We start from the raw sequence: 20,621 nt of genomic DNA, 5'->3' as shown, positions 1-20,621 counted from the left end.
CCGCTTGGTCCATTGAAAGGATCAATCCTTGAGCGCGAAGGTTTCGAGCTTGTCGGCGTTGTCGGCGTTGATCAGCACGCAATCCATCAGCTGCTTTTCTTCCGCCGGAGCCTTGCCGGTCTTGATGTAGGCATCGGCCTGCTCGACGGCCATCTGGGCCTGCGCATAGGCCGGCTGCATGACGGTCGCCTTGATGCCGCCCGCCTTGATCGAGTCGCGCACATCGTTGGAGCCGTCGAAGCCGACGACGATCACGTCCTTGCGGCCGGCAGCCTGCAGCGCGGCAATCGCGCCCATGGCCATCGTGTCATTGCCAGCGATCACGCCCTGGATGTCGGGATTGGCCTGGAGAATGGTCTCCATCTTCGAATAGCCTTCGGTCTGGCTCCAGTTGGCCGACTGCTGGGCGACCATCTTCAGGTCCGGATATTCGTCGATGATGTCGTGATAGCCCTTGGAGCGGATGCCGGCATTGAGATCGGCTTCGCGGCCAAGCAGCTCGACATAATTGCCCTTCTCGCCCATCAGCCGCACGAACTCCTCGGCACCGAGCTGAGCACCCTGGTAGTTGTTCGACACGATCTGCGAAACGGCGACGCCGGTGGCGTTGATTTCGCGGTCGATCAGGAAGGACGGGATCTTGGCATCCTTGGCCTTCTGCACGGCGGCGATCGAGGCTTCCGAGCCGGCATTGTCGAGAATGATCGCCTTGGCGCCGCGGCCGATGGCGGTATCGATCAGCTGCGACTGCTTGTTGGCGTCGTCGTCATGGACGAGAACCAGCGTCTCATAGCCGAGCTCCTTCGCCTTCGCTTCGGCGCCGACGGCTTCGGCCTTGAAGAAGGGGTTGTCGTGGCTGGGCGTGATGATGGCGATCAGGTCCGCCGCATAGGACGGCATGGCCGTCCCGAGGGCAAGCGCGCCGGCAAGCGCCGCGAGCGTCAGTCTGCGTGTCAGTTTCATGGTGTCCTCCCTTTGGATGGTTGTCTCGGCCCCGCCTCCCTGCGGGGCCGCTTGGGTGCCGGCGCGTCAGGTGATGCGCCGAATGCTTTCGGCGATTTCCTCCGGCTCGAAGACCCGCTTCCAGTCGTCGCGCATCAGTGCCGGGATGCCGAATTCGATGGCCTTGTTGCAGGCATCGGAGAAGACGCCATCGACTTCCTTGAAGATCACGGCGCCGAGCACGTTCATATGGCCGAGCAGGAAGTCGCGCGCGGCCTGCTCCGGCACGCCGCGCTTCACGCATTCCTCCAGCGCCTGGTTCATGACGACGAGCAGCGAGGCGCAGACGGTTTCGGAAAGACCGGGCTCGAGGATCGCCATCTGCTCGACCGTGACCCGGTGCGAGCGCATGACCGGGGCCCAAATGGTCTTCGCCACCCCTTCGCCGATCGCGTAATGCTCTTCCGGACCCTGCATCAGCGCCGAGACGATGTGCTGCTTGGCGGCAATTCCCCCGAAATGGTCCTTCTTCGCGGCCATGTCCGTCTCGTCGTTGAAGATCGGCGGATGGCAGGGATGGGTGACGAAATAGGTGATGTCGGCGCGCTCCGGCAGATGGCCGGCAAAAGGCGCAGCCGCATCGAGGATCACCACGATGGTGCCCGGCGCAAGCTTGGAGACGATGCCGGAGGCCACCTTGCCGATCGCCGTATCCGGCACGGCCAGAACCACCACTTGCGCGCCGGACAGCGCCTGATCGACCGGCACGCAGTCGAGCCCGAGCTCGGCCTTCAGCTTGGCCTGTCCGGCGTCGCTGACCTCGACATGGCGCACGTCGAAGCGCGAGCCTTTCAGATTGCGCGCCAGTCGGGTGCCCATTTTGCCCCCGGCGCCGAAGATTGCGATCGCAGTCATAAATCCTCACCTGCTGTTCCTGTGGCGGCACTATAGCCAACTGGTATAATGAGTCAATGAGATTACGAGTCGGAAAATCGGGGTTGCCATGGATGCTCCTAAGGTAAGCAGTCAGTTACCTTCTTGATGCGCCTTCGTCCCCGCACTCCAGAGATCAGGCGCGCCGTCCGTCCCGGATCTGCGCGAAGTAGCTGTCCGTTCCCACCTGGCCGCCTTTCAGGGAAACTTGCAGCCCGTTCGTCGGAGCGTGCGCGCCATGCGCGGTGCAGAGCGGCGAACCCGGCGTTTGCGGTAAGGGCAGAAGCGTCGTCAGCGCATCGACCTTGAGTGCGGTCAGCGCGTGGCTCGACGTGTCGCCGCCGGCAATGACGGCGCGGGTCAGTCCTGCCTGTTCCACAAGGGCGAGAAGGATGGAGCCAAGCGTCTGGCCGATCCTGTGGCGGCTGCCGGCCACACGGTCGATCGCTTCGCCCTGATCCGCAGCCGGACCGAGCGCCGTGTGAAGAACGACGCTGCGGCCCTGGTCGAGGGCGGCCATGCCGGCGGTAACAGCCGCCTGGCGGGCGGCCTCGCTGCCTTCACCAAGCAAGGCGAGCGGATCGACCGGCACCGTGTCGAAGCCGTCCGCCTCTGCCTGGCGGATCTGCCGTTCGGTGGTGGGAGAGACGCTGCCGGAGACGACCGCGATCCGCTCCACGGCGCCCGGCTCGTCGAAGGCGCGGGGGCCCGGCGTGATGCCTTCCGCCTGCCAGCGCGAGAGGAGCGCATATTCGACGCCGGAGGAGCCAGCCATGAAGCGCAGACCCCGATGGTTGAGGCGGGCAAGCTGGGCCCCTGCCGCCCTCTGGCTGTCCAGGCTGTCGACATCGAGAAGCAGCATGCCCTCGAAGCGCTCGATCAGGGCATCGATGCGGCTGTCGGCATCGCCGGCGGCAAGTGTTGCAAGATCGGCGAGGCGAACAGGCAGCGCCGTCTGCGCCGCCAGATGCAGCCGAAGATCCGCCTCCCGCATCGGCGTGACCGGATGCCGGCTCATGACGGGATGCCGGTCGATCCGGTAGGTCTCGCCCTGATAGGCGGCGAACAGAGTTCCAAAGGCGGTGTAGCGCTTGAGCTGCGGCGCGCCGACCAGCAGCGGCACGACCGGCTGGTCGAAGAGGCGGGCGCCGATCTCGACCGCCCGGCCGATATTGCCGGTCTCGGGGCTCGAATCGAAGGTGGAGCAGACCTTGTAGTGACAGACGGCCGCCTTCAGGCTTCTCAGGAAAGAGAAGATCTCGGGAAGCATCTCATCCATCCAGCCTGTCGTTTCGCTGCGGCTGGTGCCGGCAAGGCCGATGGCGCGGCAATGGGAAAAGCGCGCAAGCAGCGCGTCGTCGGGAATGCGCAGAAACAGCACGGTGTCGACGCCATGGACGGAGAGCGACTCCATGACATCCGTCGATCCGGTAAAATCGTCGCCGTAATAGCTGAGCAGCAGCGGGGTCATCGGCAGGGGCATCCGCGGGATCATGGGCTCAGGCATCCTTCCCTCCGAATTTCTTCAGCGAGGCGGCAAGTTCCGGATGATCGACCGCATAGGTTTCGAGCGGGATATCCTTCACCGCCGCTTCCCAGGCCTGCGTAACGGCGCGCACACCCGCGGCCGGCCCCTGTGGGTGGCTGACAATGCCGCCACCGCAGAGATAAAGGAGATCCAGCGTCCGCCCGGTCCGCCGGTAGGTCTCAGGCGCCTGCCCGCCCCATTGGCCGGACCCTGCCACCGGCAGCGGGCAATCGGCGGGCGAGAAGAGCGGTGTGGACACGGCCTTGAAGGAGTCGACGAAGCTTTCGTCCGGTTCCCAATATTTCACGCCGATCCCGTTGATCTGGAACTGGTCCACGCCAAGAAGGCGCCAGAATTGCTGCCAGACCTTGAAATCGAATCCCACGCCCGGATGACGGGTCAGCACGTCCCAGCCATTGCGATGAGCGTGCAGGACAAGACCGGAGCGCTTGCGCAGAAACGCCATGCCGCCCATCCCGATCGAATTGATGTTGATGACCGCGCAGTTTCCGCCCGCCTCCAGGACCAGATCATGATTGCGCATCATCTCGTCGGGGTCCGTGTGAGAAATGCCGAAGGCATACATGACCTTCTTGCCGGTCTTCTGCTCGTGGTCGAGGATCAGCGGCATGATGGCCGCCACACGCTCCTTGAGCGGCGAATAGGCCGGGCTCATCAGCTTCTCATCGTCCTTGATGAAGTCGACGCCGGATTCGATCAGCTCGCCGACGAGCGCCGCCGTCTCCGCCGGGCGGAGCCCGAGCGCCGGCTTGACGATGGTGCCGATGATCGGCCTCCCGGAGACGCCGGTCAGGGCCTTGCTGCCGGCAATGCCGAACTGCGGGCCGGGGTGCGCCGCGCCGTATTCGGGCGGCAGCTTCAGGTCGACGACCCTCAGGCCCGTCATGCCACGAATGGAAAAGATGCCGCCGACGGCGATCGTCATCAGCGCCGAAAGATCGGTACCGATCGCCTCGAGCGGAAAAGCGATATCGACGTCGGCGCGGCGGATCGGTCCTGTTTCCTCTGCGGCCTCCGGCCAGCTCGGGCGTTTCGCGTCATCGAGGGGGCGGACGGCCAGCACACGGGCAGCGACGCGGGCTTTCAGCTCTTCCGTCTCGCCCGGAACCGGCACGAAGGTCCCGGTCGATTGATCGCTTGCGATTTTCTCCGCCATCGCCTCGACGCTGCCGGGCGTTTCGATCCGGTAGGTGACGGTGATCATGCTTCTCTCCTCAGGCTCGGTTGAGCAACTGGTATAATGAGTATAGCATTGGTGCAAGCCCATGGCTCTGGCTTCCGCAGAACTGCCACTTTGCAGCCATGTGCCGCTCGTGCCACAAGGAGGGCCTGACACGACCGTGAGACCCATGACGAAAATCGACGAACCGATCGTCCGCCGAAAGCTCTCCGACGAGGTCTTCGCGCGGCTGAAGGACATGATCACCGAAGGCGAGCTTCTCCCCGGCGACGAAATGCCGTCGGAGCGGGAGTTGATGGAGCGCTTCCATGTCGGCCGACCCGCCATTCGCGAGGCGATGCAGGCGCTGGCCAATATGGGGCTGGTGGCGATTTCGCATGGCGAGCGGGCGCGGGTCCTCGAACTCACGGCACGCTCGATCTTTCGCCAGGTGGATGTGGCCGCCAAGATCATGCTCGCCAAATCCTCCGATTCGCTCGAACATCTGAAAAGCGCGCGCATCTTCTTCGAGCGCGGCATGGCGCGCGAGGCGGCGCTGCGGGCGACGCCGGAGGATATCGAGGCGCTGGACGAGATTCTGGAGCGCCAGCGGACATCCCTTGGCGCGGCCGAACCCTTCATTTCCGCCGACATGGAGTTCCACACCCGCATCGCCCGCATTTCCGGCAATCCGATCTATGTGGCCTTGAGCGAGGCCATGCTCGCCTGGCTGCGCGAATACCACACCGACATGCTGATCTGGACCGGCAAGGAGAAGTTCACGCTTGCCGAGCATGAAGAAATCATCAGCTGCCTGGCAGCGCGTGATCCGGAGGCGGCCGACGAGGCGATGCGCAAGCATCTGGAGCGCTCCCGCGCCCTTTACGCGCCGCGCTGAGGCGCGCTCGGTTCCCTCTGCCGGCTTTTGGGTCTAGACCCTCCGCCTCCTCCGAATCGCTGCGAGGGCGGACCCGATCGTCCTTGCCTGCGATCCGGCCGGCAGCAGGAGATGCGCAATGATGGACCGAACCGAGATAGACCGCATTGCCGCCTGGCTCACCACCCAGGGGCTGAAGGGCACCGACGAGGGTCATATTCTCCAGGGGTTCTGCGAGCGCTGCGTGGCCGCAGGGCTGCCGATCTCGCGCGCGCTGGCGCTGATCGATACGCTCCACCCGGTCTATGAGGGCCGGGCCTTCCAGTGGGACAGCCGCGAAGAGGTCGACAGCGTCTTCGATTACGGCCCGTCGGATGAAGGCAATGCGGCGGAGAACTGGAAGCGCTCCGCCTTCCATCATCTGCGCGAGACCAATGGCGACGAGATTCGCCGCCGGATCGGCTTTGGCGAGCCGCTGGATTTCTTCATGCTCGACACGCTGCTGGCCGCCGGCCATCGGGATTATGTGGCGATGATCCACCGTTTTGCCCAAGACAGCCATATCGGCGAAATGGACTGCTTCTATTCCAATTGGGTGACGACCGACGAGGAAGGCTTTGCCGAGGAGCATCTGGCGGCCCTGCGCAGCCTCGTGCCGGTGCTGGCGCTGGCCATCAAGGCGGGGTCGCTGAACAGGATCTCCCACACCATCGCTCGCGTCTACCTGGGCGAAGATGCTGCGACGCGGGTGCTGCAGGGGCGCATTTCCCGCGGACGTGCCGAGCGGATCTCGGCCGTGCTGTGGTTTTCCGATCTGCAGAGCTTCACCCGCATCACCGAAAGCCTTGCGCCGGACGACATCATTCCCTTTCTCAACGATTATGCCGATGCGGTCATCTCGGCCATCCACGAGGCCGGCGGCAATGTGCTGAAGCTGATCGGCGACGGGACTCTTGCGATCTTCAAGGCCGAGGACCGCGAGGAAGCCTGCCGGCAGGCGCTGCGGGCCGAGCGCCTGTTGCGCGCCAAGCTCGCGGTTCTCAATGCCGAGCGGACCGCTGCCGGCCGACCCACCACCCTGGTTTATCTGGGGCTCCACATCGGCGATGTGTTCTACGGCAATATCGGCAGCGCCGACCGGCTGGATTTCACGGTCATCGGCCCGGCCGTCAACGAGGTCAGCCGCATCGCCTCGCTCTGCCGGTTCGTGGATCGCCCGGTCCTCATGTCCTCCCCCTTCGTCTCCGCTGCTCCGCCGCCAAGCGACCGGGAGGTCGTGTCGATCGGGCGCTATGCCCTGCGCGGCGTCAAGCTGGCGCAGGAGCTTTTCACGCTGATGCCGCGGCCGGAGGAGGCGATGGAGCCCCGGTTGCCCGATTCGTTGGCCGCCTTGACTTCGAGCCCAAAGAACGATTTCTAGCGCCTGATTTCCGCCGGTGCCTTGAACCGCGGACGCTGGCTTCAGGAGCATTTCGCGATGAAAACCAACCGGCTTGCCGAACATGTGCGTCAAACCGGTAAGGTGCCCCTGTCCTGGGCGGGCTCCACGATGGCGATGGATTACCTGAACATCGGCGATGCTCTGAGCGCCGTGATGGTGGCCCTGCTTGCCGGTCGCGATATCGAGCGCGTGCCGAGCAAGTCGTCCTCGCTGCGCATGGCCTGCGTCGGAACGATCGGCCATGGGTTTTCCGGCGGCGAGGTCTGGTTCTGGGGAACCGGGTGCTCCGCCTGGTCCAATCCTTCCGCGCCGGAGGCCGAGCGCCTTGCCTTTTCCGTCGAGCACGAGAAGGGATTTCGTGTGACCGCCACCCGTGGTCCCTATTCGGAAGCGTTGCTGACCGGCAAGCCGGAGGGCTCGGTGGGCGTCTATGGCGATCCTGTCTGGCTGCTGCCGCGCTTCTACGCGCCGCCAGTCGAGAAGAAGTGGAAACTGGGCGTCATCGTCCATCTCTCCGAACTCTCCGACCGCGCCTACGAGGCGCATGTGAAGCCGGAACTGATCCGCTACAAGATCCCCGCTCATCTGGCCGACGACGTTCACCTGATCAACACGGTGACGCCGATCAGCATGGAAGGCATGAAGGAGCGGATCGACGAGATCCGCGCCTGCGAGCGCATCGTCTCCACCAGCCTGCACGGCATGGTGTTCGCAGAAAGCTACGGCATTCCCTGCCTGCATTTTCCGACAAGCGGCGGCGAGACGGGGCTTGCGTCACGCAGCCTGGAGGGCGCCTGCAACATGGACCCCCGCGTCTTCGATCTCTACCGCGGTCTGCGCCAAACGTCGCTTCCTGTCTACACCCAGCCGCACGGGATGGAGACGGACTGGGAGGCGCTGATGGCAGCGATCGACAAAAGCTGGCGGGAAAAGCCGTTCGATGCTCAGGCGCTGATCGAAGCCTTCCCGCTCGATCTCAATCTGTTGAGCGCGCCGGAAGGGCGGACGATCTGGGACCATCCCCTTCTGCAGGCGCTCGCGCTGCAGCATGATGTTCGCGACTTGAAACTGGCTGACAAAAAGCGGCCTGCAGCCTGACGTAAGAGGCCCCAGGCTCAAGCGAATGTCATATCCCCTGCGCCTTCGGCGTTCAGCGGCCCTTGCTTGTGTCGATGAGCGTCAACAGAAGGGCTGAAATCAGCGCGAGCGGCGTTGTTTCCGCCGTATGCGGCTTTGAGCTTTGCTGCGCGTTCAGTCCGATTTTCCCGACAGGCTTTTCGCCGGCGTTGACGCCACTGTTGCCGAGCGTCCACCAGCCGTCGCGCAGCATACGCTCGATCATGAAGGTCGCCACATCCAGGGATCGCGACGGAGAACCCGGGGGCAGAATATCGGCTGCGGTCGGATTCCGGTCATTCATGACCGAATAATAGATCGTCTTCAGATCCTCGTCGATCTCGTCCGTGCCTTCGGTGGCATTGTTCACTTTCCCGCGCAGTTTTCGCAGCAGGTTGAGCGTGACCGGCTCCTTTGCTCCTGCCTTCTCGACCTCGACGGCAAAGGCATCCGGGTCGGTATTGGCTGCCGACAACATGTCGCCCAGCGCCGAGCCGGGTGTCGCCTGCCTGTTGCGGATGACCTTGGCCGCGCCACGAATGCCTTCGCGGAACGCTTCGCGCCGCACGTCATCCATCTGGATCTGAACCTCGTCGAGCGCTGCGGCCAGCTCGAGAAGCAAGGCTGCGACCTCGGGGCTTGTGCCGGTCACCGCGGCCTCGCGCGCCCGCTGGCTCAGGTGCTCCAGCCTCGCCTTCGACTCACTCATGGTCTCGGCACCCCATCAAGAGAATTTCGCATAAAGCGACTGCAGCCGTTCGGCATAGCGTGCGGGGGAGAAAAGCTCGGCACGTGCGCGGCCTGCCTGTTCGTAGTGCGTCAAGATGTCGTCGTCGTAAGTCAGGGTACGAATGCCGCCAGCAATCGACTGAACGTCATAAGGGTCGACCAGGACGGCCGCGTCTCCAGCAACCTCCGGATTGGCGCCTTCGGTGCCAGTAATCACGGCGGTGCCCAGCTGCATCGCTTCGAGGATAGGGAGGCCAAAGCCTTCATACAGGGAGGGGAAGACAACGCCACGGGCGCAGCGCACGAGCGAGGTGAGCAAGCTAAAGGGCAGGTAGTCGACCCGCATGATGGAGCCGCCCTTCTTCTGTCCACTGCTGCGCGGTGGCGCCAGACGTCCGCTGTCAGGCTCCGGGACCAGGGCATTCAGAAGGCGGAGCTCGCGATCGTCCTTCCAGACGAGCTGTCCGACAATGATAAGCGGATAGGGAGACTGGCTGGCAAGATAGGCCTCGATCAGCCGTCCGACATTCTTCTTCGGCTCGATCGCGCCGAAGAACATGAAATATTTCTTCGGCTGAAGGCCAAAGAACATCTCCACCTCGTCGCGCACGGTGTCCTCATCCCTGTCGAGAATCTTCTGCGGCAGGCGGACCGCCTGATAGGTATTGGTAACCCGGCTCTCGTCGACGTCGAGCAGGTTCATGATGTCGATCTTGGAGGCATCGGAAACGGTGACGATGTGGTCGGCCTTATCGGCGATGCGACGCACCACCTTCATGAACTCGCGCTTGTTGTCGAGCGTCGCATAGGGAAGGCGCAGCGGCACAAGGTCATGAATCGTATAAAGGTTGGCGGCCTTGGGCATCTTGACCGACATCGGATAGGTCCAATGGGCGATCTGCGCCGAATTGTCGTAGTCGACATCGAGGAACTGGCCGTAGGTTCGAAAATGCCAACGGGAAAAGGTGAAGAGGTTCGGCCGGTTGACGATCCGGTCATGCACCGGCAGCAGGCCCTGCACATGGCGGGCGATGACCTTGCCGGTCAGCTCGATCTCCTTGGCCCTCGTGCCAAGTGGGGATGTCACCAGCTGGCGGATCACGGCTGGCGGCGTCATTTTGAAGCCGGACGGATCGAAGAAACCGACTTCCGACAGGAGCTTTGATTTGCCGCCCGTGCGCACGCCATAAAGCAGATCGACGGGATGGCCGAGATCCTTGACCTCCTCCGCCAGGTTGCGAGCGTAGGTGGCGATGCCCGTTCCCTTTTCCAGCGCCAGGTTGAAACCGTCGATCATGATGCGAGGTTTGGCCATCGAAAACGTCGTTCCTGTTCCAGAAGGGGTCGCCGACCTGGCATCGGCATTTTGTCCGGGCCAGTGGTCCGCTCGGAGGCAGCGGGCAAGGCGCTATCTAAGCGAATGCTGGTCGTGACGCAACTGCGCTACCCCCCGGCCCTCAAGTCCGGGTTTGAGATGACGGGTAGAGACATCGCCCGATTCGACGCAGGGATCGTTCCGGTCGCTCGCGGAAGAAATCGGCTGGGAAGGCCGCAAAATAGCGTGCATCTTCCTCGGTTCCGACCTGCCGGATGATGGCGGAAACGAGCGGCGAGAAGCAGCGCCGCCAGCCGAACCGTCCGAAGGCGTCCCGGCGCGCGGCATCGCTCTCCGGGCCTTCGAATGCGGGGGCAAGACGCCGATGCAACGTGCGGATCACCTGGTCGAAACTGGTCCGTTCGCCGGTGTCCGGATCGAAATAGAGCGGATAGAGCAGGTAGGCGCCGGCAAAGAGTTTCGCCAGCGTCAACCGTCGTGTCCGGCGAGGGCTGGGGTGGCGGTCGTCCGTCAGGCCCCAGCCGGCATAGAAGGGCAGGCCGGTGACGGTGACGGGAATCCCGCGCATCAGCGCTTCGAATCCACCAAGCGAGGTCATGGCATAGACATGATCGACGGTTTTGAGCGCCTCGGCCAGCGGCGCGCGGGCCTTGAGGATGGTAGCGATGCGGGAAAGCTCCTCCAGCTTCGCGCCAGACGATCGAACCCCTGCAAGGACGTCGGGATGCGGCTTGTAGATGATCTCGGCATCGGGTCGATCGGCCGCTGCCAGCCGAACGAGAGCGTCATTGGTGATCGGTGCGTCTGACCCATAGCGGATCGAGGCGTCGCCATCGACCTGGCCTAGAACCAGAACGCGTCGGCGTGTCTTTTCTCCATACAACGGTCTGCCAGATACCGCGCCGCCATTGTACTTGCCGATGCCCTCTCGCCTAAGCGTCGCCATGGCCGATTCCGCGCGTTGCATCAGGAGCGGGTTGCCGTCGAAATCGTAAGTTGCGAGCAGGATCTCGAGATCGGACGGCGACCGGCTGTCGAAATAGGGGGTGCGGCTGTCGACGATCAGCGAGAGGGGGGGCGTTCGCCCGGCCTGCGGTACGGCGGAGCGAATGAACCCGTCCTCAACATAGAAGACGTCGATGGCGTGACGCGCTGCAAAATCCCTCGCCGCATCAGGCAGGTTGACGCTCCAGACGAAGAAATCCGGCTTCTGTACAGGGTCGATTGCCCCAAGGACAGTGCGCGTCAAATCGTCATGGGAAAGGTGAAACGGAACGAAGAGGAAACGACGTTCCGGGAAATAGCGGCAAAGGAAGGCACGCTTCCAGGCCTGCATATGGAAGGCGTAGGTCAGGCGCGGCGTTGTCTTTGCTGAAGGGAGAGGCGCCATGCGTTTGCGTCAACCCGGGCTGACATCGTTGACTTCTTCGCCCGTCTCGTCGATCCCGTCGACCTCCCCGCTTCCTTCCCGAACATGGTCGCTGCCAAGCCGCGCTACCGCATCGTCAACTGTTGCCGCGGGGAAGATTTGATGCTGGTCGATGACGAAGAAGTCCGTGCAATACCGCTTCAAAAGGCTGGGCGACGAGGTGTAGATGATGAAGCCCGCGGTCTGCATCCGCTCTGCCACAAGGTCCACGCAGCGCTCGCGGAACTCCCCGCTGCCACCGAGAATGTTTTCATCGACAATGTAGGTTTCGAAGGGGATGGCATAGCCGGCGGTGAAGACCAGGCGCGTGCGCGTGTCGCGGTCGACCTCGCGCATCGGCTTGTCCATCCACTTGCCCGCTTCCGTGAAGTCCCTGACGAAGCGGATGATTGGCACTGGGTCGAAACCGAACACGCGGCACAGAAAGGCAAGGTTTTCGCGCGGGGTCAGCGAGCCGTTGAACACGACGCCGCTGGCCATCGGAAACGAGACGAGGGAGCCCCGGCGAACGGAACCACGATCCGGCCGCACCTTGCCGATCGTCAGATTGGCCATGGTCGACTTGCCGCTGCGCGGCGCGCCTAGAATTCCGGTGATCCTGTCACCGGGAATCTCTGCCGATGCGCCTTCGAAAACAAGCGTCCTTTTGGCCTTGCGTCCGAGCGTCTTGTAAACGTTCTTGAAAGTCACGGTCACGCGTGCAGATCCTGTCTTGCCGGTGCGTCGCCTGTGCTGCGAGCTTCGATTTCGCGCATCCAACCCAGTCCGTCAACCGGGCTGAGGAAAACGGTGCCTCTCGGTGCGATTTCATGGAAGACGGGAATGTCGGACACGATCGCCGGCGTTCCAAGGGCGGCTGCTTCCAGAAGCGGAATGCCAAGCCCTTCGGCAAAAGACGGGAACAAGAGGCCACGGCTGTGCCGAAGCAGGGCTTGGACATCCTCGTCGGGCAGACTTCCGAACTCCAGCACATGCTCCTTGAGCGCGGCGCACCGATCCAGAATGTCCACGATGTTCTCGTTCTCCCAACCGCGCTTGCCGATGATGCACAGACGCGGGGTGTGCCCCCGCTCGGCCAGATCGCGCCAGATGTGCAGCAGCAGAAGATGGTTCTTTCGTGGTTCAATCGTCCCGAGCGTGACGAAAAACGGGCGAGGATCCTCGATGACGTCCAGGACCGGTCCGCTCGCTCGAATGGCAGGGGCCGGACGGAAACTTAAATGTGGGATGACGACATCCATGCCCGTGATCGCGTAGCCGCGCTTCTCGGCATAGGATGTCATACGGCGTGCGGTATCGGCCGAATTGGTGACGATCCGGCTCGGCGCATCCAGAACTTCATCCAGATATGTGCGGAACTGCGGCAGCGTTTCCGGTCTCTGATATTCCGGATAGTCGATCGGGATCAGGTCGTGGATGTAGACCAGCCGCTGCATGCGGGCCTCCGGATCAAGTTTGCGCAGCGCGCCTTTCACCTTGCCCAGGCCGGAATGGGACGCGACGACATAGGTCGTGTCTGCCGCCGCGAGGTCGTCGAAGCGGTCATGGCGCCGCCCGAACCAGCTGCGCCAGACGAGGCCAAGCCCCATGGACCGTTTGGTCATCTGGCCGCCTCCGTCATTCCAGGCTGTGTCGAGATGGTCGAGGATCTGGCGGCCTTCCTGCGGACGAAGCCGCCGGACGCCGTGGAGGCCGGCGTGGACGAAATGGCAGTCGTCCTGAAACCGCGCGACGAGATCGAGGCCGATTGCCAAGTCGATGCGATCGACGCCGGTGCCGAAAGGCTTGTCGAGGCTTCGTGCCAGCCTTGAGATATCGAAAAGAACCCGCCGGGTTGCGACATGCAGCGGGGCCATGGATAGTCGGTACATAGAAACCTGCAGGATCGACGACGTTGTTGAGGGCTGACCGGGCCCGCGCCGCCTTTTCCTCGTTTGATCATGCGGTCGTGCAGCGTTACCCCTGTACTTTCGCACAGAACATCGCTGTGGTATACGCCCGGCGCTTCTCAAACGGGCGGTGCCGACGGCCGGTCCGCTGGTTCCCACGTCTGGCCGCAAGGGTGTGATTTGTCCCAAGACCTCCTCGATCTCGTTGCCGCCAACGGTTCCATCCCGCTTTCCTGGGTCACCACGACCGGCAAAGAGCCGTATCTCAATCTCGGCGATGCCCTGTCCGCCGTCATCGTCGGCATGATGTCCGGTCTGCCGGTCCATCACGTTGCGGCCAAGTCCTCGGCGACGCGCCTGGCTGCGGTCGGAACGATCGGCCACATGTTCTCCGGCGGCGATGTTTCGTTCTGGGGAACGGGCACGTCGCCTCATCTCAATCCGCACCAGTCGGACGAGGAGAAGATTCTCTACACGCCGCCGGCAGAGACGCGCATGTCGGTCTATGCCACGCGCGGACCGTTCAGCCGGCGGGTTCTCGCGCCGGATGCGACTGGCCCTGCCGTTTTCGGTGATCCGCTCTGGCTGTTGCCGCGCTTTCACACTGCGCCAGTCAAGAAGCGCTACGAACTGGGGGTGATCCTGCACCTCTCGGAACTGGCTGACCGCGACTACGATGCACATCCCAAGGACGGTGCCCTGCGCCACATCGTTCGGGATCAGGACCGCTCGGCCGTCAAGCTGATCAATACGGTCACACCGATCTCGGTGGATGCCCTGCGCGAGCGACTGGATGACATCCTTGCTTGCAAGCGGATCATTTCGACCAGTCTGCACGGCATGGTGTTTGCAGAAAGCTACGGCATCCCTTGTCTCTATTTTTCGCCGCGTGCGCAGAAAGCCGGAGCAGGGAAGATCGATCTGACCGCCGAGGAGGGACTCGATCTCCGCTTCGTCGATCTTTATCGCGGCCTTGGGCTCGATACGCTCGATGTCTGGTACCAGCCGCGCAAGCAGGAAACCGACTGGACATCCGTCATCGAGGCGGTCGATCGGATCTGGGTGCCGAAGTCCTTCGACGACCAGCCGCTGATCGAGGCCTTTCCGCTGCCGCTTGCGATGCTGGAGAAAGGTGCGACCGGCAGCGCCTTCGACCATCCGCTGATCCGCGCCCTTCCCATGGAAAGGACCGCGCCGCCTCCGGCTGCCAGGCAAGAGGAAAAACGTCCCGGCTGGCTCTCCCGGTTGACCCGCCGCAGCACGGGAGCCTGATCATGCCGCTCGATGTCGCGCGACGCCTGTTCGCCCGCAAGCCTGCGCCTGCTGATGGAGTTCTGGTGAGGGAAGAGAATGGTAGCCCGTCTGCCGTTCGCCTCTCCTGGGTCTGGACGACTCAGCAGCATCCCGACGCCAATCTTGGCGATGCCTTAAGTGCCGTCGTGGTCTCCGTCATGTCCGGCTTGGCGATCAAGCCGTCTTCCTTCGATCAGCCGATCGAGCGCATGGCTGCCGTCGGAACGATCGGCCACGCGCAGCGCAACGGCCGCGTTCATCTCTGGGGGACCGGCTTCGATCTCAGCCGGAATTCCACCGGCGCCGTTGCCGGATACCGCGTGCCCGACGAGACGGAGCTTGTCGTGCATGCCGTGCGCGGTCGCCAGACGGCCAAGGGGTTGCGGGCGTTGGGTATCGAGGTTCCCGAGGTGTTCGGCGACCCGGTCTGGTTCCTGCCGCGAATCTTCCCGCTGGAGGGGCTAACGAAGCGAAGGGAACTGGGGATCATCGTCCACATTTCCGAACTGGAAGAGGCGACGGCCGCGGCGAAGGTCAAGGCGTCTCTTCTGCGTTACGGCATCCCGGCCGGTCTCGTTGACGATATCGCCATCATCAACACCTACACCGACCCGACCATAGAGGCTTTCGAGCGCAAAGTGCGCGAGATCGCCGAATGCAAGCGTATCCTCTCGACCAGTCTTCACGGTTTGGTCATTGCTGAGACCTACAACATCCCCTGCGCCTGGTTCTCGACAAACCGGGGTGAGGCCGGTTTCCTGCCGTTCGACGGTCCACAGCCGATCGATCATCGAATGATCGATTTCTATGGCGGCGTCGGCCGGGATGCGGTCTTGACTTATTTCCAGCCATTGCACGAGGCAACGCGCTGGGAGGAGGCCATGGCCTTCATCGATCGTCATTGGGAGGGGCTGACCTACACCGGAAAGGATTTGTTCGACGCGTTCCCGCTGCGGCATGCGGTGCGGTTCAAGGACAAGGTCTGGCGGTGCCGACCCGACATCCTGAACACAAACCGATATTGATGCGGGCTTTTCGGCCAACCTGCCACAAGCCAAATTTCTTATGCGGCTGCGGCTGGGAGGTCATTGTTTAACAGATGCTGTTGTTATATCGACAACGGCATTGGACTTTCGAGGGCGGGGGCGTCCTGACCGGGAGCCTCGCGCGCAAGGATGCATATGCCGCTCTTTTCAAGACTTGCCCTGCTGTCCATGACGGCTGCCATCGGCCTCGTCACGACATCCTGCACAATCATGCCAACATCGGGCCCCAGCGCAGGCGCAATCGAGCGCGGCGGCAAGGAGAGCTATGCTCCCTACACGCTTATCGACGTCACGCCCGACGCGATCGCCATGCTCTCCACCACCATGGAAAACCAGCTTGCCAACACGCTCGGCAACGGGCGCAAGCGCAGCTCATCGATCATCGGCGTCGGTGATTCCGTTGCCGTCTCAATCTGGGAGGCCTCGCCGGAAGGCCTGTTCAGCACCGGAAACGGTCATGGCGCCACGGTGATCCCCGAGCAGCCCGTGTCCGAAAGCGGAATGATCTCCGTTCCTTATGCCGGAAACATCCAGGCAGCAGGCCGGACCCCGGAGCAGGTGAAGCAGGCCGTCGAAAAAGCATTGGCGCGCATGGCGGTCGAGCCGCAGGTTCTCGTCAGCGTCATCAAGAACGTTTCCAACACGGTGACGGTCACCGGCGAGGTCGCGCGCAGCGGACGAATTCCCTTGTCCGCTCGCGGCGAGAAGCTGATCGACGTCATCGCGGAGGCCGGCGGACCTCGCATCGAGTCGCATCAGCTTTCCGTTCAGATCACCCGTGGCAGTCGGACCGAAACGATTCCGATGGAACGGTTGATTTCGGATCCTGCCGAAAATATTTCCGTGCAGTCGGATGATGTGATCGCGCTGATCCGCCAGCCGCGCAGCTTCACGGTCTTCGGTGCGACCTATGCCAATGCGTCGGTCCAGTTCGACGAATCGCAACTCTACCTGAACCAGGCTCTGGCCAAGGTGGGTGGCCTCAGCGACGAGCGTGCCAATGCAAAGGGCATTTTCATCTATCGGACGGAATCCTCCGAACTTGTGCGCCGCCTGACGCATGGCAAGGTTTCGCCCCTTGGGCCGACGACCAATGTCATCTATCAGGTCGATCTGAGGGATCCGAGCGGCTTCTTCCTGCTCAAGGGCTTCGCCATGCGGAATCGGGACCTTGTGTACATCGCGAACGCGTCGCTGGCGGAGGTTCGCAAATTCGCGACCCTCGTCTCTTCGACGGCGGCGCCGGTGGCCCAGGTGGCCCAGGTCGGCAATTCGCTACAGAACCTCGAGAAGTAATCGGACAGGCAGCGCCTCAAAGGCGCCGCTTTCCTCCTGCATCGCCTGCTTGAACAGCGCACGGCAGGCTGCAGGCCGGACTTTCGAACAGGCGGGCGTCATGCTATGACGCGTTGCATCGGCGCTATGGTGTGACCAGGAGATGCGAGTGTCGGAATCCAACGCGAAGCCTGACAAGGTAAAAACGCGCGAGCGCGACAGTGCCCTCGTTCTCAGGCTCGACGAAGTTCGCCCGATGAAGCAGATGCCGGTCGCTCGGAAGATGCCGGAGGTACCGGCGCGGCCGGTCCGCAAGACCCGCGTGACCTACCGTTCGGAGAAGATGGCAACCTTGGCCGCCAAGACCAAGGGCGGTTTTTCCGGCACCTGGATCGCCTTCTTTCTCATGGTGATCGTCCCTACGACGATCGGTTTCTGCTATTTCGCCTTCTTTGCTTCCCCGCAATATGTGTCCGAGTTCCGCTTCTCCGTGCGGCCGGCCGAAGGTGCGCCGATTGCCCAGTCCGGCGCAGCGGCAATCGCCTTGTCGAACAGCTTCATCGTTTCCGATTACATCGAAAGTCGCGATGTGGTCGACGCCCTTCAAAAGGAAGTCGACTTGCGCGCCATGTACACGCGCGACACGATCGATCCGATCTCCCGGCTCGGCGAGAACGTCTCGGTTGAAAAGCTGGTGAAGTACTGGGGCAAGCGCATCACGACCAGCTTCGACATCACCACGGGGATCAACACCGTTCAGGTAACCGCTTTCAATCCCGAAGACGCGATGAAGATCGCATCGACGCTGAAGGTGTTGTGCGAGGAACTGGTCAACGGGATTTCCGAGAAAGCCCGTTTCGGGCAGCTTGGCTATGCCAAGAAGGAACTCGACATCGCCGAAGCGCGGATGAAAGAAGTTCGGGCCCAGGAAACGGCGCTGCGGACCGGACAGCGCACGATCGATGCCCGTATGGAAGCGGAAGGCAAGCTGCAGCTTCAGGGGAAGCTGCGCGCCTCGCTCGCGGAACTTGAGGGCCGATACGGCTCCCTCACCAGCTATATGGATCCGAAGTCGCCGCGCCTGGCCGTGCTCAAGTCCCAGATCGATGCCACACGGGCACAGATCGACGAGATGCAGAGCAAGGTCACCGCAACCGGCGAGCTGTCTGATGGCGATGACGTCGCCATGGCAGACGCCGCGATGGTCTCGCGCTATGACGAGCTGAAAGCCGATCTCGATATCGCGACGAAGCTCTACCAGTCAGCCTTGACGAACTACGAAACGGCTCGTGTTCTGGCCAACAACAACTATATCTACCTGGCAACCTATGTGCAGCCGGGATTGCCGCAAATCGCATCCTATCCGCTCGTCTTTGCCGATACGATGCTGCTCTTCCTGTCCGCATGCGGCGTCTGGATCGTCCTCACGCTCATCTACTACAGCATCCGCGATCACGCCTGATATGGCGGCGACGCAGCTCGAGAGACGCGCATGAGTGACGTCATCACCACCGGTATCTCGCGTCAGCTGCGCATCGTGAGTGCGCTGACGATCCGAGAGGTTCGCCTGAGAAACAGCAAGCATGCGTTCAAGCAGCTGTTCGATCTCGGCGAGATGATGTTCACGATCGTGGTGCATTGGATCATCTTCGAGGTCCTGCACCATAAACTTCTGATCGGCGACAGTTTGTTGCTGTTCATCATGACAGGGCTCTTTCCGGTCCTGTATTTCCGGATCATTTCGCTGCGTGCCGCGACGGCCATCGACGCTGCGCGGGCCGTAACGATCATTCCCTATGTGGAAGCGATCGACTACGCGATCGCACGCTGCTTCATCGAGTTCCTGTCCTTCACCATCATCTTCATCACTATGCTGGCGATGATCGGCCTCTTCGGCAGTTCGCGCTTCATCATGCCGTACCGACCCTTTGCGCTGGTCGAGTTTCTTATTCTGATCTCGCTCTTCGCTTTCGGGATCGGACTCGTGAACGCGGTGCTGATGTATCTGATCCCCATCTGGAAAATGGTCTGGGGCATCATCGCGCGCGTGCAGATCTTCTTCGCGGCAGTCTTCTACATTCCCGAATATATGAACGAGCAGATGCGCTATTATCTCTCGTTCAGTCCCATCATGCATTTCGTTGCGCTGTGCCGATCGGCATTCTATCCGACCTATCCCACGCATCTCCTGTCGGTGAATTATCTTCTCGGCTGGACGGCTGCCGTTATGGTCCTCGGTCTTGCCATTGAACGCGCGTTGCGAAATTACCGCAGTGCCAATTGAGGCTGGACGTCACGGCTTTGATTCCTAGCTTGTGAAGCGCGTTCGTTTTCATATCAGCCACGAAGGTCCCCCATGACATCCCTGCCGTCCTCCATCGATCCCCACAAACTCGACAAGCTCGCCGAGGTCGCCGTCAAGATTGGGTTGAGGCTTGAGCGGGGGCAGGATCTGGTCATGACGGCGCCGCTCAACACCGCGCCCTTCGTCCGGCTGATTACCAAACATGCCTATCTCGCCGGTGCCGGGCTGGTGACGACGATCTATTCCGACGAGGAGGCGACGCTGGCGCGCTATGCACATGCGTCCGACGAGAGCTTCGATCGCGCCGCGGACTGGCTTTATGAAGGGATGGCCAAGGCCTATGCCGGCAATGCCGCGCGGCTCGCGGTCGTCGGTGACAATCCGCTGATGCTCGCCGCGCAGGACCCGGCCAAGGTCGCCCGCGCCAACAAGGCGCAGTCGATCGCCTATCGCCCGGCGCTGGAAAAGATCGCCAATTTCGAGATCAACTGGAATCTGGTGCCCTATCCGAGCCTCGCCTGGGCCAAGGTCATGTTCCCCGGCGACAGCGACGACGCCGCGGTGGCCAAGCTGGCCGATGCCATCTTCGCCGCCGCGCGGGTGGATCTGGACGATCCGGTCGAAGCCTGGAAGGCGCACAATGCCGAGCTTCACCGCCGCTCGGCCTGGCTCAACGGCGAGCGCTTCTCCGCGCTCCATTTCACAGGGCCCGGCACGGATCTGACCGTCGGCCTTGCCGACGAGCATGAGTGGCATGGCGGCGCCTCGCAGGCGCGCAACGGCATCACCTGCAATCCAAACATCCCGACCGAGGAAGTCTTCACCACGCCGCATGCGCTGAAGGTCGAAGGCCATGTTTCCTCGACCAAGCCGCTTTCGCACCAGGGCACCCTCATCGACGATATCCAGGTCCGCTTCGAAGGCGGGCGGATCGTCGAGGCCAAGGCGTCGAAGGGCGAAGAGGTGTTGCTGAAGGTGCTGGATACGGATGAAGGCGCGCGCCGGCTCGGCGAAGTGGCGCTCGTTCCGCATTCCTCGCCGATCTCTGCCAGCGGCATCCTGTTCTACAACACCCTGTTCGATGAAAACGCGTCCTGCCACATCGCGCTCGGCCAGTGCTATTCCAAGTGCTTCCTGAACGGCGCCACGCTTTCGGAAGACGAGATCAAGGCCCGCGGCGGCAATGCCAGCCTCATCCACATCGACTGGATGATCGGCTCCGACAAGGTCGACATCGACGGCCTGCGCGAGGACGGCAGCCGCGTGCCGGTGATGCGCAAGGGCGAGTGGGCTTAAGGCGCG

The 20,621-nt window shown here is 62.6% G+C and carries 18 protein-coding genes; 9 read left to right on the top strand and 9 right to left on the bottom strand.

What is annotated here, in order from left to right:
- Nucleotides 1-21 precede the first annotated feature (21 nt).
- From U8330_RS16905 to oiaX, 4 genes are all read right to left on the bottom strand, one after another.
- The gene (locus U8330_RS16905) at nucleotides 22-963 is read right to left on the bottom strand and encodes a D-ribose ABC transporter substrate-binding protein (protein ID WP_323106406.1); all 942 of its coding nucleotides are present in this window, start codon (nucleotides 961-963) and stop codon (nucleotides 22-24) included.
- 66 nt (nucleotides 964-1,029) lie between these two features.
- Entirely contained in the window at nucleotides 1,030-1,857 is an 828-nt protein-coding gene (locus U8330_RS16900) for a phosphogluconate dehydrogenase C-terminal domain-containing protein (RefSeq protein ID WP_323106405.1), read from the bottom strand.
- Nucleotides 1,858-2,011: 154 nt separating this feature from the next.
- The gene (locus U8330_RS16895; protein ID WP_323107334.1) at nucleotides 2,012-3,346 is read right to left on the bottom strand and encodes a four-carbon acid sugar kinase family protein; all 1,335 of its coding nucleotides are present in this window, start codon (nucleotides 3,344-3,346) and stop codon (nucleotides 2,012-2,014) included.
- Nucleotides 3,347-3,374: 28 nt separating this feature from the next.
- Nucleotides 3,375-4,691, bottom strand: a complete 1,317-nt coding sequence (gene oiaX, locus U8330_RS16890) for a 3-oxo-isoapionate-4-phosphate decarboxylase OiaX (protein ID WP_323106404.1) — start codon at nucleotides 4,689-4,691, stop codon at nucleotides 3,375-3,377.
- Between the two features lie 82 nt (nucleotides 4,692-4,773).
- Here oiaX and U8330_RS16885 point away from each other — a divergent pair, with 82 nt between their 5' ends.
- From U8330_RS16885 to U8330_RS16875, 3 genes are all read left to right on the top strand, one after another.
- A complete protein-coding gene (locus U8330_RS16885; protein WP_323106403.1) occupies nucleotides 4,774-5,481 on the top strand; it encodes a transcriptional regulator NanR in 708 nt (235 codons plus the stop codon).
- Nucleotides 5,482-5,602: 121 nt separating this feature from the next.
- Nucleotides 5,603-6,880, top strand: coding sequence for an adenylate/guanylate cyclase domain-containing protein (locus tag U8330_RS16880; protein WP_323107333.1), 1,278 nt, complete (start codon nucleotides 5,603-5,605; stop codon nucleotides 6,878-6,880).
- Between the two features lie 57 nt (nucleotides 6,881-6,937).
- Nucleotides 6,938-7,999, top strand: coding sequence for a polysaccharide pyruvyl transferase family protein (locus tag U8330_RS16875; RefSeq protein WP_323106402.1), 1,062 nt, complete (start codon nucleotides 6,938-6,940; stop codon nucleotides 7,997-7,999).
- 52 nt (nucleotides 8,000-8,051) lie between these two features.
- On the opposite strand, the gene U8330_RS16870 is transcribed toward U8330_RS16875, so the two are convergent.
- From U8330_RS16870 to U8330_RS16850, 5 genes are all read right to left on the bottom strand, one after another.
- Nucleotides 8,052-8,726 (bottom strand): hypothetical protein, encoded by a 675-nt coding sequence (locus tag U8330_RS16870; RefSeq protein WP_323106401.1) that lies wholly within the window; start codon nucleotides 8,724-8,726, stop codon nucleotides 8,052-8,054.
- Nucleotides 8,727-8,741: 15 nt separating this feature from the next.
- Nucleotides 8,742-10,061 (bottom strand): glycosyltransferase family 1 protein, encoded by a 1,320-nt coding sequence (locus tag U8330_RS16865; RefSeq protein ID WP_323106400.1) that lies wholly within the window; start codon nucleotides 10,059-10,061, stop codon nucleotides 8,742-8,744.
- Between the two features lie 142 nt (nucleotides 10,062-10,203).
- Nucleotides 10,204-11,472 carry a capsular polysaccharide biosynthesis protein gene (locus tag U8330_RS16860; RefSeq protein ID WP_323106399.1) on the bottom strand — a complete coding sequence of 423 codons (1,269 nt, stop codon included), beginning with the start codon at nucleotides 11,470-11,472 and terminating at the stop codon, nucleotides 10,204-10,206.
- A 9-nt stretch (nucleotides 11,473-11,481) separates the two neighbouring features.
- A complete protein-coding gene (locus U8330_RS16855; RefSeq protein ID WP_323106398.1) occupies nucleotides 11,482-12,207 on the bottom strand; it encodes a hypothetical protein in 726 nt (241 codons plus the stop codon).
- The gene (locus tag U8330_RS16850; RefSeq protein WP_323107332.1) at nucleotides 12,204-13,727 is read right to left on the bottom strand and encodes a glycosyltransferase family 1 protein; all 1,524 of its coding nucleotides are present in this window, start codon (nucleotides 13,725-13,727) and stop codon (nucleotides 12,204-12,206) included. Before U8330_RS16850 ends, U8330_RS16855 begins: the two co-directional genes overlap by 4 nt.
- On the opposite strand from U8330_RS16850, the gene U8330_RS16845 reads away from it, so the two are divergent.
- From U8330_RS16845 to U8330_RS16820, 6 genes are all read left to right on the top strand, one after another.
- A complete protein-coding gene (locus U8330_RS16845) occupies nucleotides 13,704-14,672 on the top strand; it encodes a polysaccharide pyruvyl transferase family protein (RefSeq protein ID WP_323106397.1) in 969 nt (322 codons plus the stop codon). The genes U8330_RS16850 and U8330_RS16845 overlap by 24 nt on opposite strands.
- Nucleotides 14,673-14,674: 2 nt before the next feature.
- Nucleotides 14,675-15,718 (top strand): polysaccharide pyruvyl transferase family protein, encoded by a 1,044-nt coding sequence (locus U8330_RS16840; RefSeq protein WP_323106396.1) that lies wholly within the window; start codon nucleotides 14,675-14,677, stop codon nucleotides 15,716-15,718.
- A 156-nt stretch (nucleotides 15,719-15,874) separates the two neighbouring features.
- On the top strand, nucleotides 15,875-17,035 hold the full coding sequence (locus U8330_RS16835) for a polysaccharide biosynthesis/export family protein (protein ID WP_323106395.1): 1,161 nt from the start codon (nucleotides 15,875-15,877) through the stop codon (nucleotides 17,033-17,035).
- Nucleotides 17,036-17,183: 148 nt separating this feature from the next.
- On the top strand, nucleotides 17,184-18,476 hold the full coding sequence (locus U8330_RS16830; RefSeq protein ID WP_323106394.1) for a hypothetical protein: 1,293 nt from the start codon (nucleotides 17,184-17,186) through the stop codon (nucleotides 18,474-18,476).
- Between the two features lie 30 nt (nucleotides 18,477-18,506).
- Complete coding sequence (locus U8330_RS16825; protein WP_323106393.1) at nucleotides 18,507-19,298, top strand: hypothetical protein; 792 nt, start codon at nucleotides 18,507-18,509, stop codon at nucleotides 19,296-19,298.
- Between the two features lie 72 nt (nucleotides 19,299-19,370).
- On the top strand, nucleotides 19,371-20,615 hold the full coding sequence (locus U8330_RS16820; protein ID WP_323106392.1) for an aminopeptidase: 1,245 nt from the start codon (nucleotides 19,371-19,373) through the stop codon (nucleotides 20,613-20,615).
- Nucleotides 20,616-20,621 lie beyond the last annotated feature (6 nt).

Source organism: Rhizobium sp. CC-YZS058 (assembly GCF_034720595.1).
GTDB lineage: Bacteria > Pseudomonadota > Alphaproteobacteria > Rhizobiales > Rhizobiaceae > Ferranicluibacter.
This window is presented reverse-complemented; position numbering and strand designations above follow the sequence as displayed.

Bases quoted from the DNA above. Each gene is read 5' to 3' on its own strand.
- U8330_RS16905 (WP_323106406.1), bottom strand. From the start codon at position 963: ATGAAACTGACACGCAGACTGACGCTCGCGGCGCTTGCCGGCGCGCTT.
- U8330_RS16900 (WP_323106405.1), bottom strand. From the start codon at position 1,857: ATGACTGCGATCGCAATCTTCGGCGCCGGGGGCAAAATGGGCACCCGA.
- U8330_RS16895 (WP_323107334.1), bottom strand. From the start codon at position 3,346: ATGACCCCGCTGCTGCTCAGCTATTACGGCGACGATTTTACCGGATCG.
- oiaX (WP_323106404.1), bottom strand. From the start codon at position 4,691: ATGGGCTTGCACCAATGCTATACTCATTATACCAGTTGCTCAACCGAG.
- U8330_RS16885 (WP_323106403.1), top strand. From the start codon at position 4,774: ATGACGAAAATCGACGAACCGATCGTCCGCCGAAAGCTCTCCGACGAG.
- U8330_RS16880 (WP_323107333.1), top strand. From the start codon at position 5,603: ATGGACCGAACCGAGATAGACCGCATTGCCGCCTGGCTCACCACCCAG.
- U8330_RS16875 (WP_323106402.1), top strand. From the start codon at position 6,938: ATGAAAACCAACCGGCTTGCCGAACATGTGCGTCAAACCGGTAAGGTG.
- U8330_RS16870 (WP_323106401.1), bottom strand. From the start codon at position 8,726: ATGAGTGAGTCGAAGGCGAGGCTGGAGCACCTGAGCCAGCGGGCGCGC.
- U8330_RS16865 (WP_323106400.1), bottom strand. From the start codon at position 10,061: ATGGCCAAACCTCGCATCATGATCGACGGTTTCAACCTGGCGCTGGAA.
- U8330_RS16860 (WP_323106399.1), bottom strand. From the start codon at position 11,472: ATGGCGCCTCTCCCTTCAGCAAAGACAACGCCGCGCCTGACCTACGCC.
- U8330_RS16845 (WP_323106397.1), top strand. From the start codon at position 13,704: ATGATGTCCGGTCTGCCGGTCCATCACGTTGCGGCCAAGTCCTCGGCG.
- U8330_RS16850 (WP_323107332.1), bottom strand. From the start codon at position 13,727: ATGGACCGGCAGACCGGACATCATGCCGACGATGACGGCGGACAGGGC.
- U8330_RS16840 (WP_323106396.1), top strand. From the start codon at position 14,675: ATGCCGCTCGATGTCGCGCGACGCCTGTTCGCCCGCAAGCCTGCGCCT.
- U8330_RS16835 (WP_323106395.1), top strand. From the start codon at position 15,875: ATGCCGCTCTTTTCAAGACTTGCCCTGCTGTCCATGACGGCTGCCATC.
- U8330_RS16825 (WP_323106393.1), top strand. From the start codon at position 18,507: ATGAGTGACGTCATCACCACCGGTATCTCGCGTCAGCTGCGCATCGTG.
- U8330_RS16820 (WP_323106392.1), top strand. From the start codon at position 19,371: ATGACATCCCTGCCGTCCTCCATCGATCCCCACAAACTCGACAAGCTC.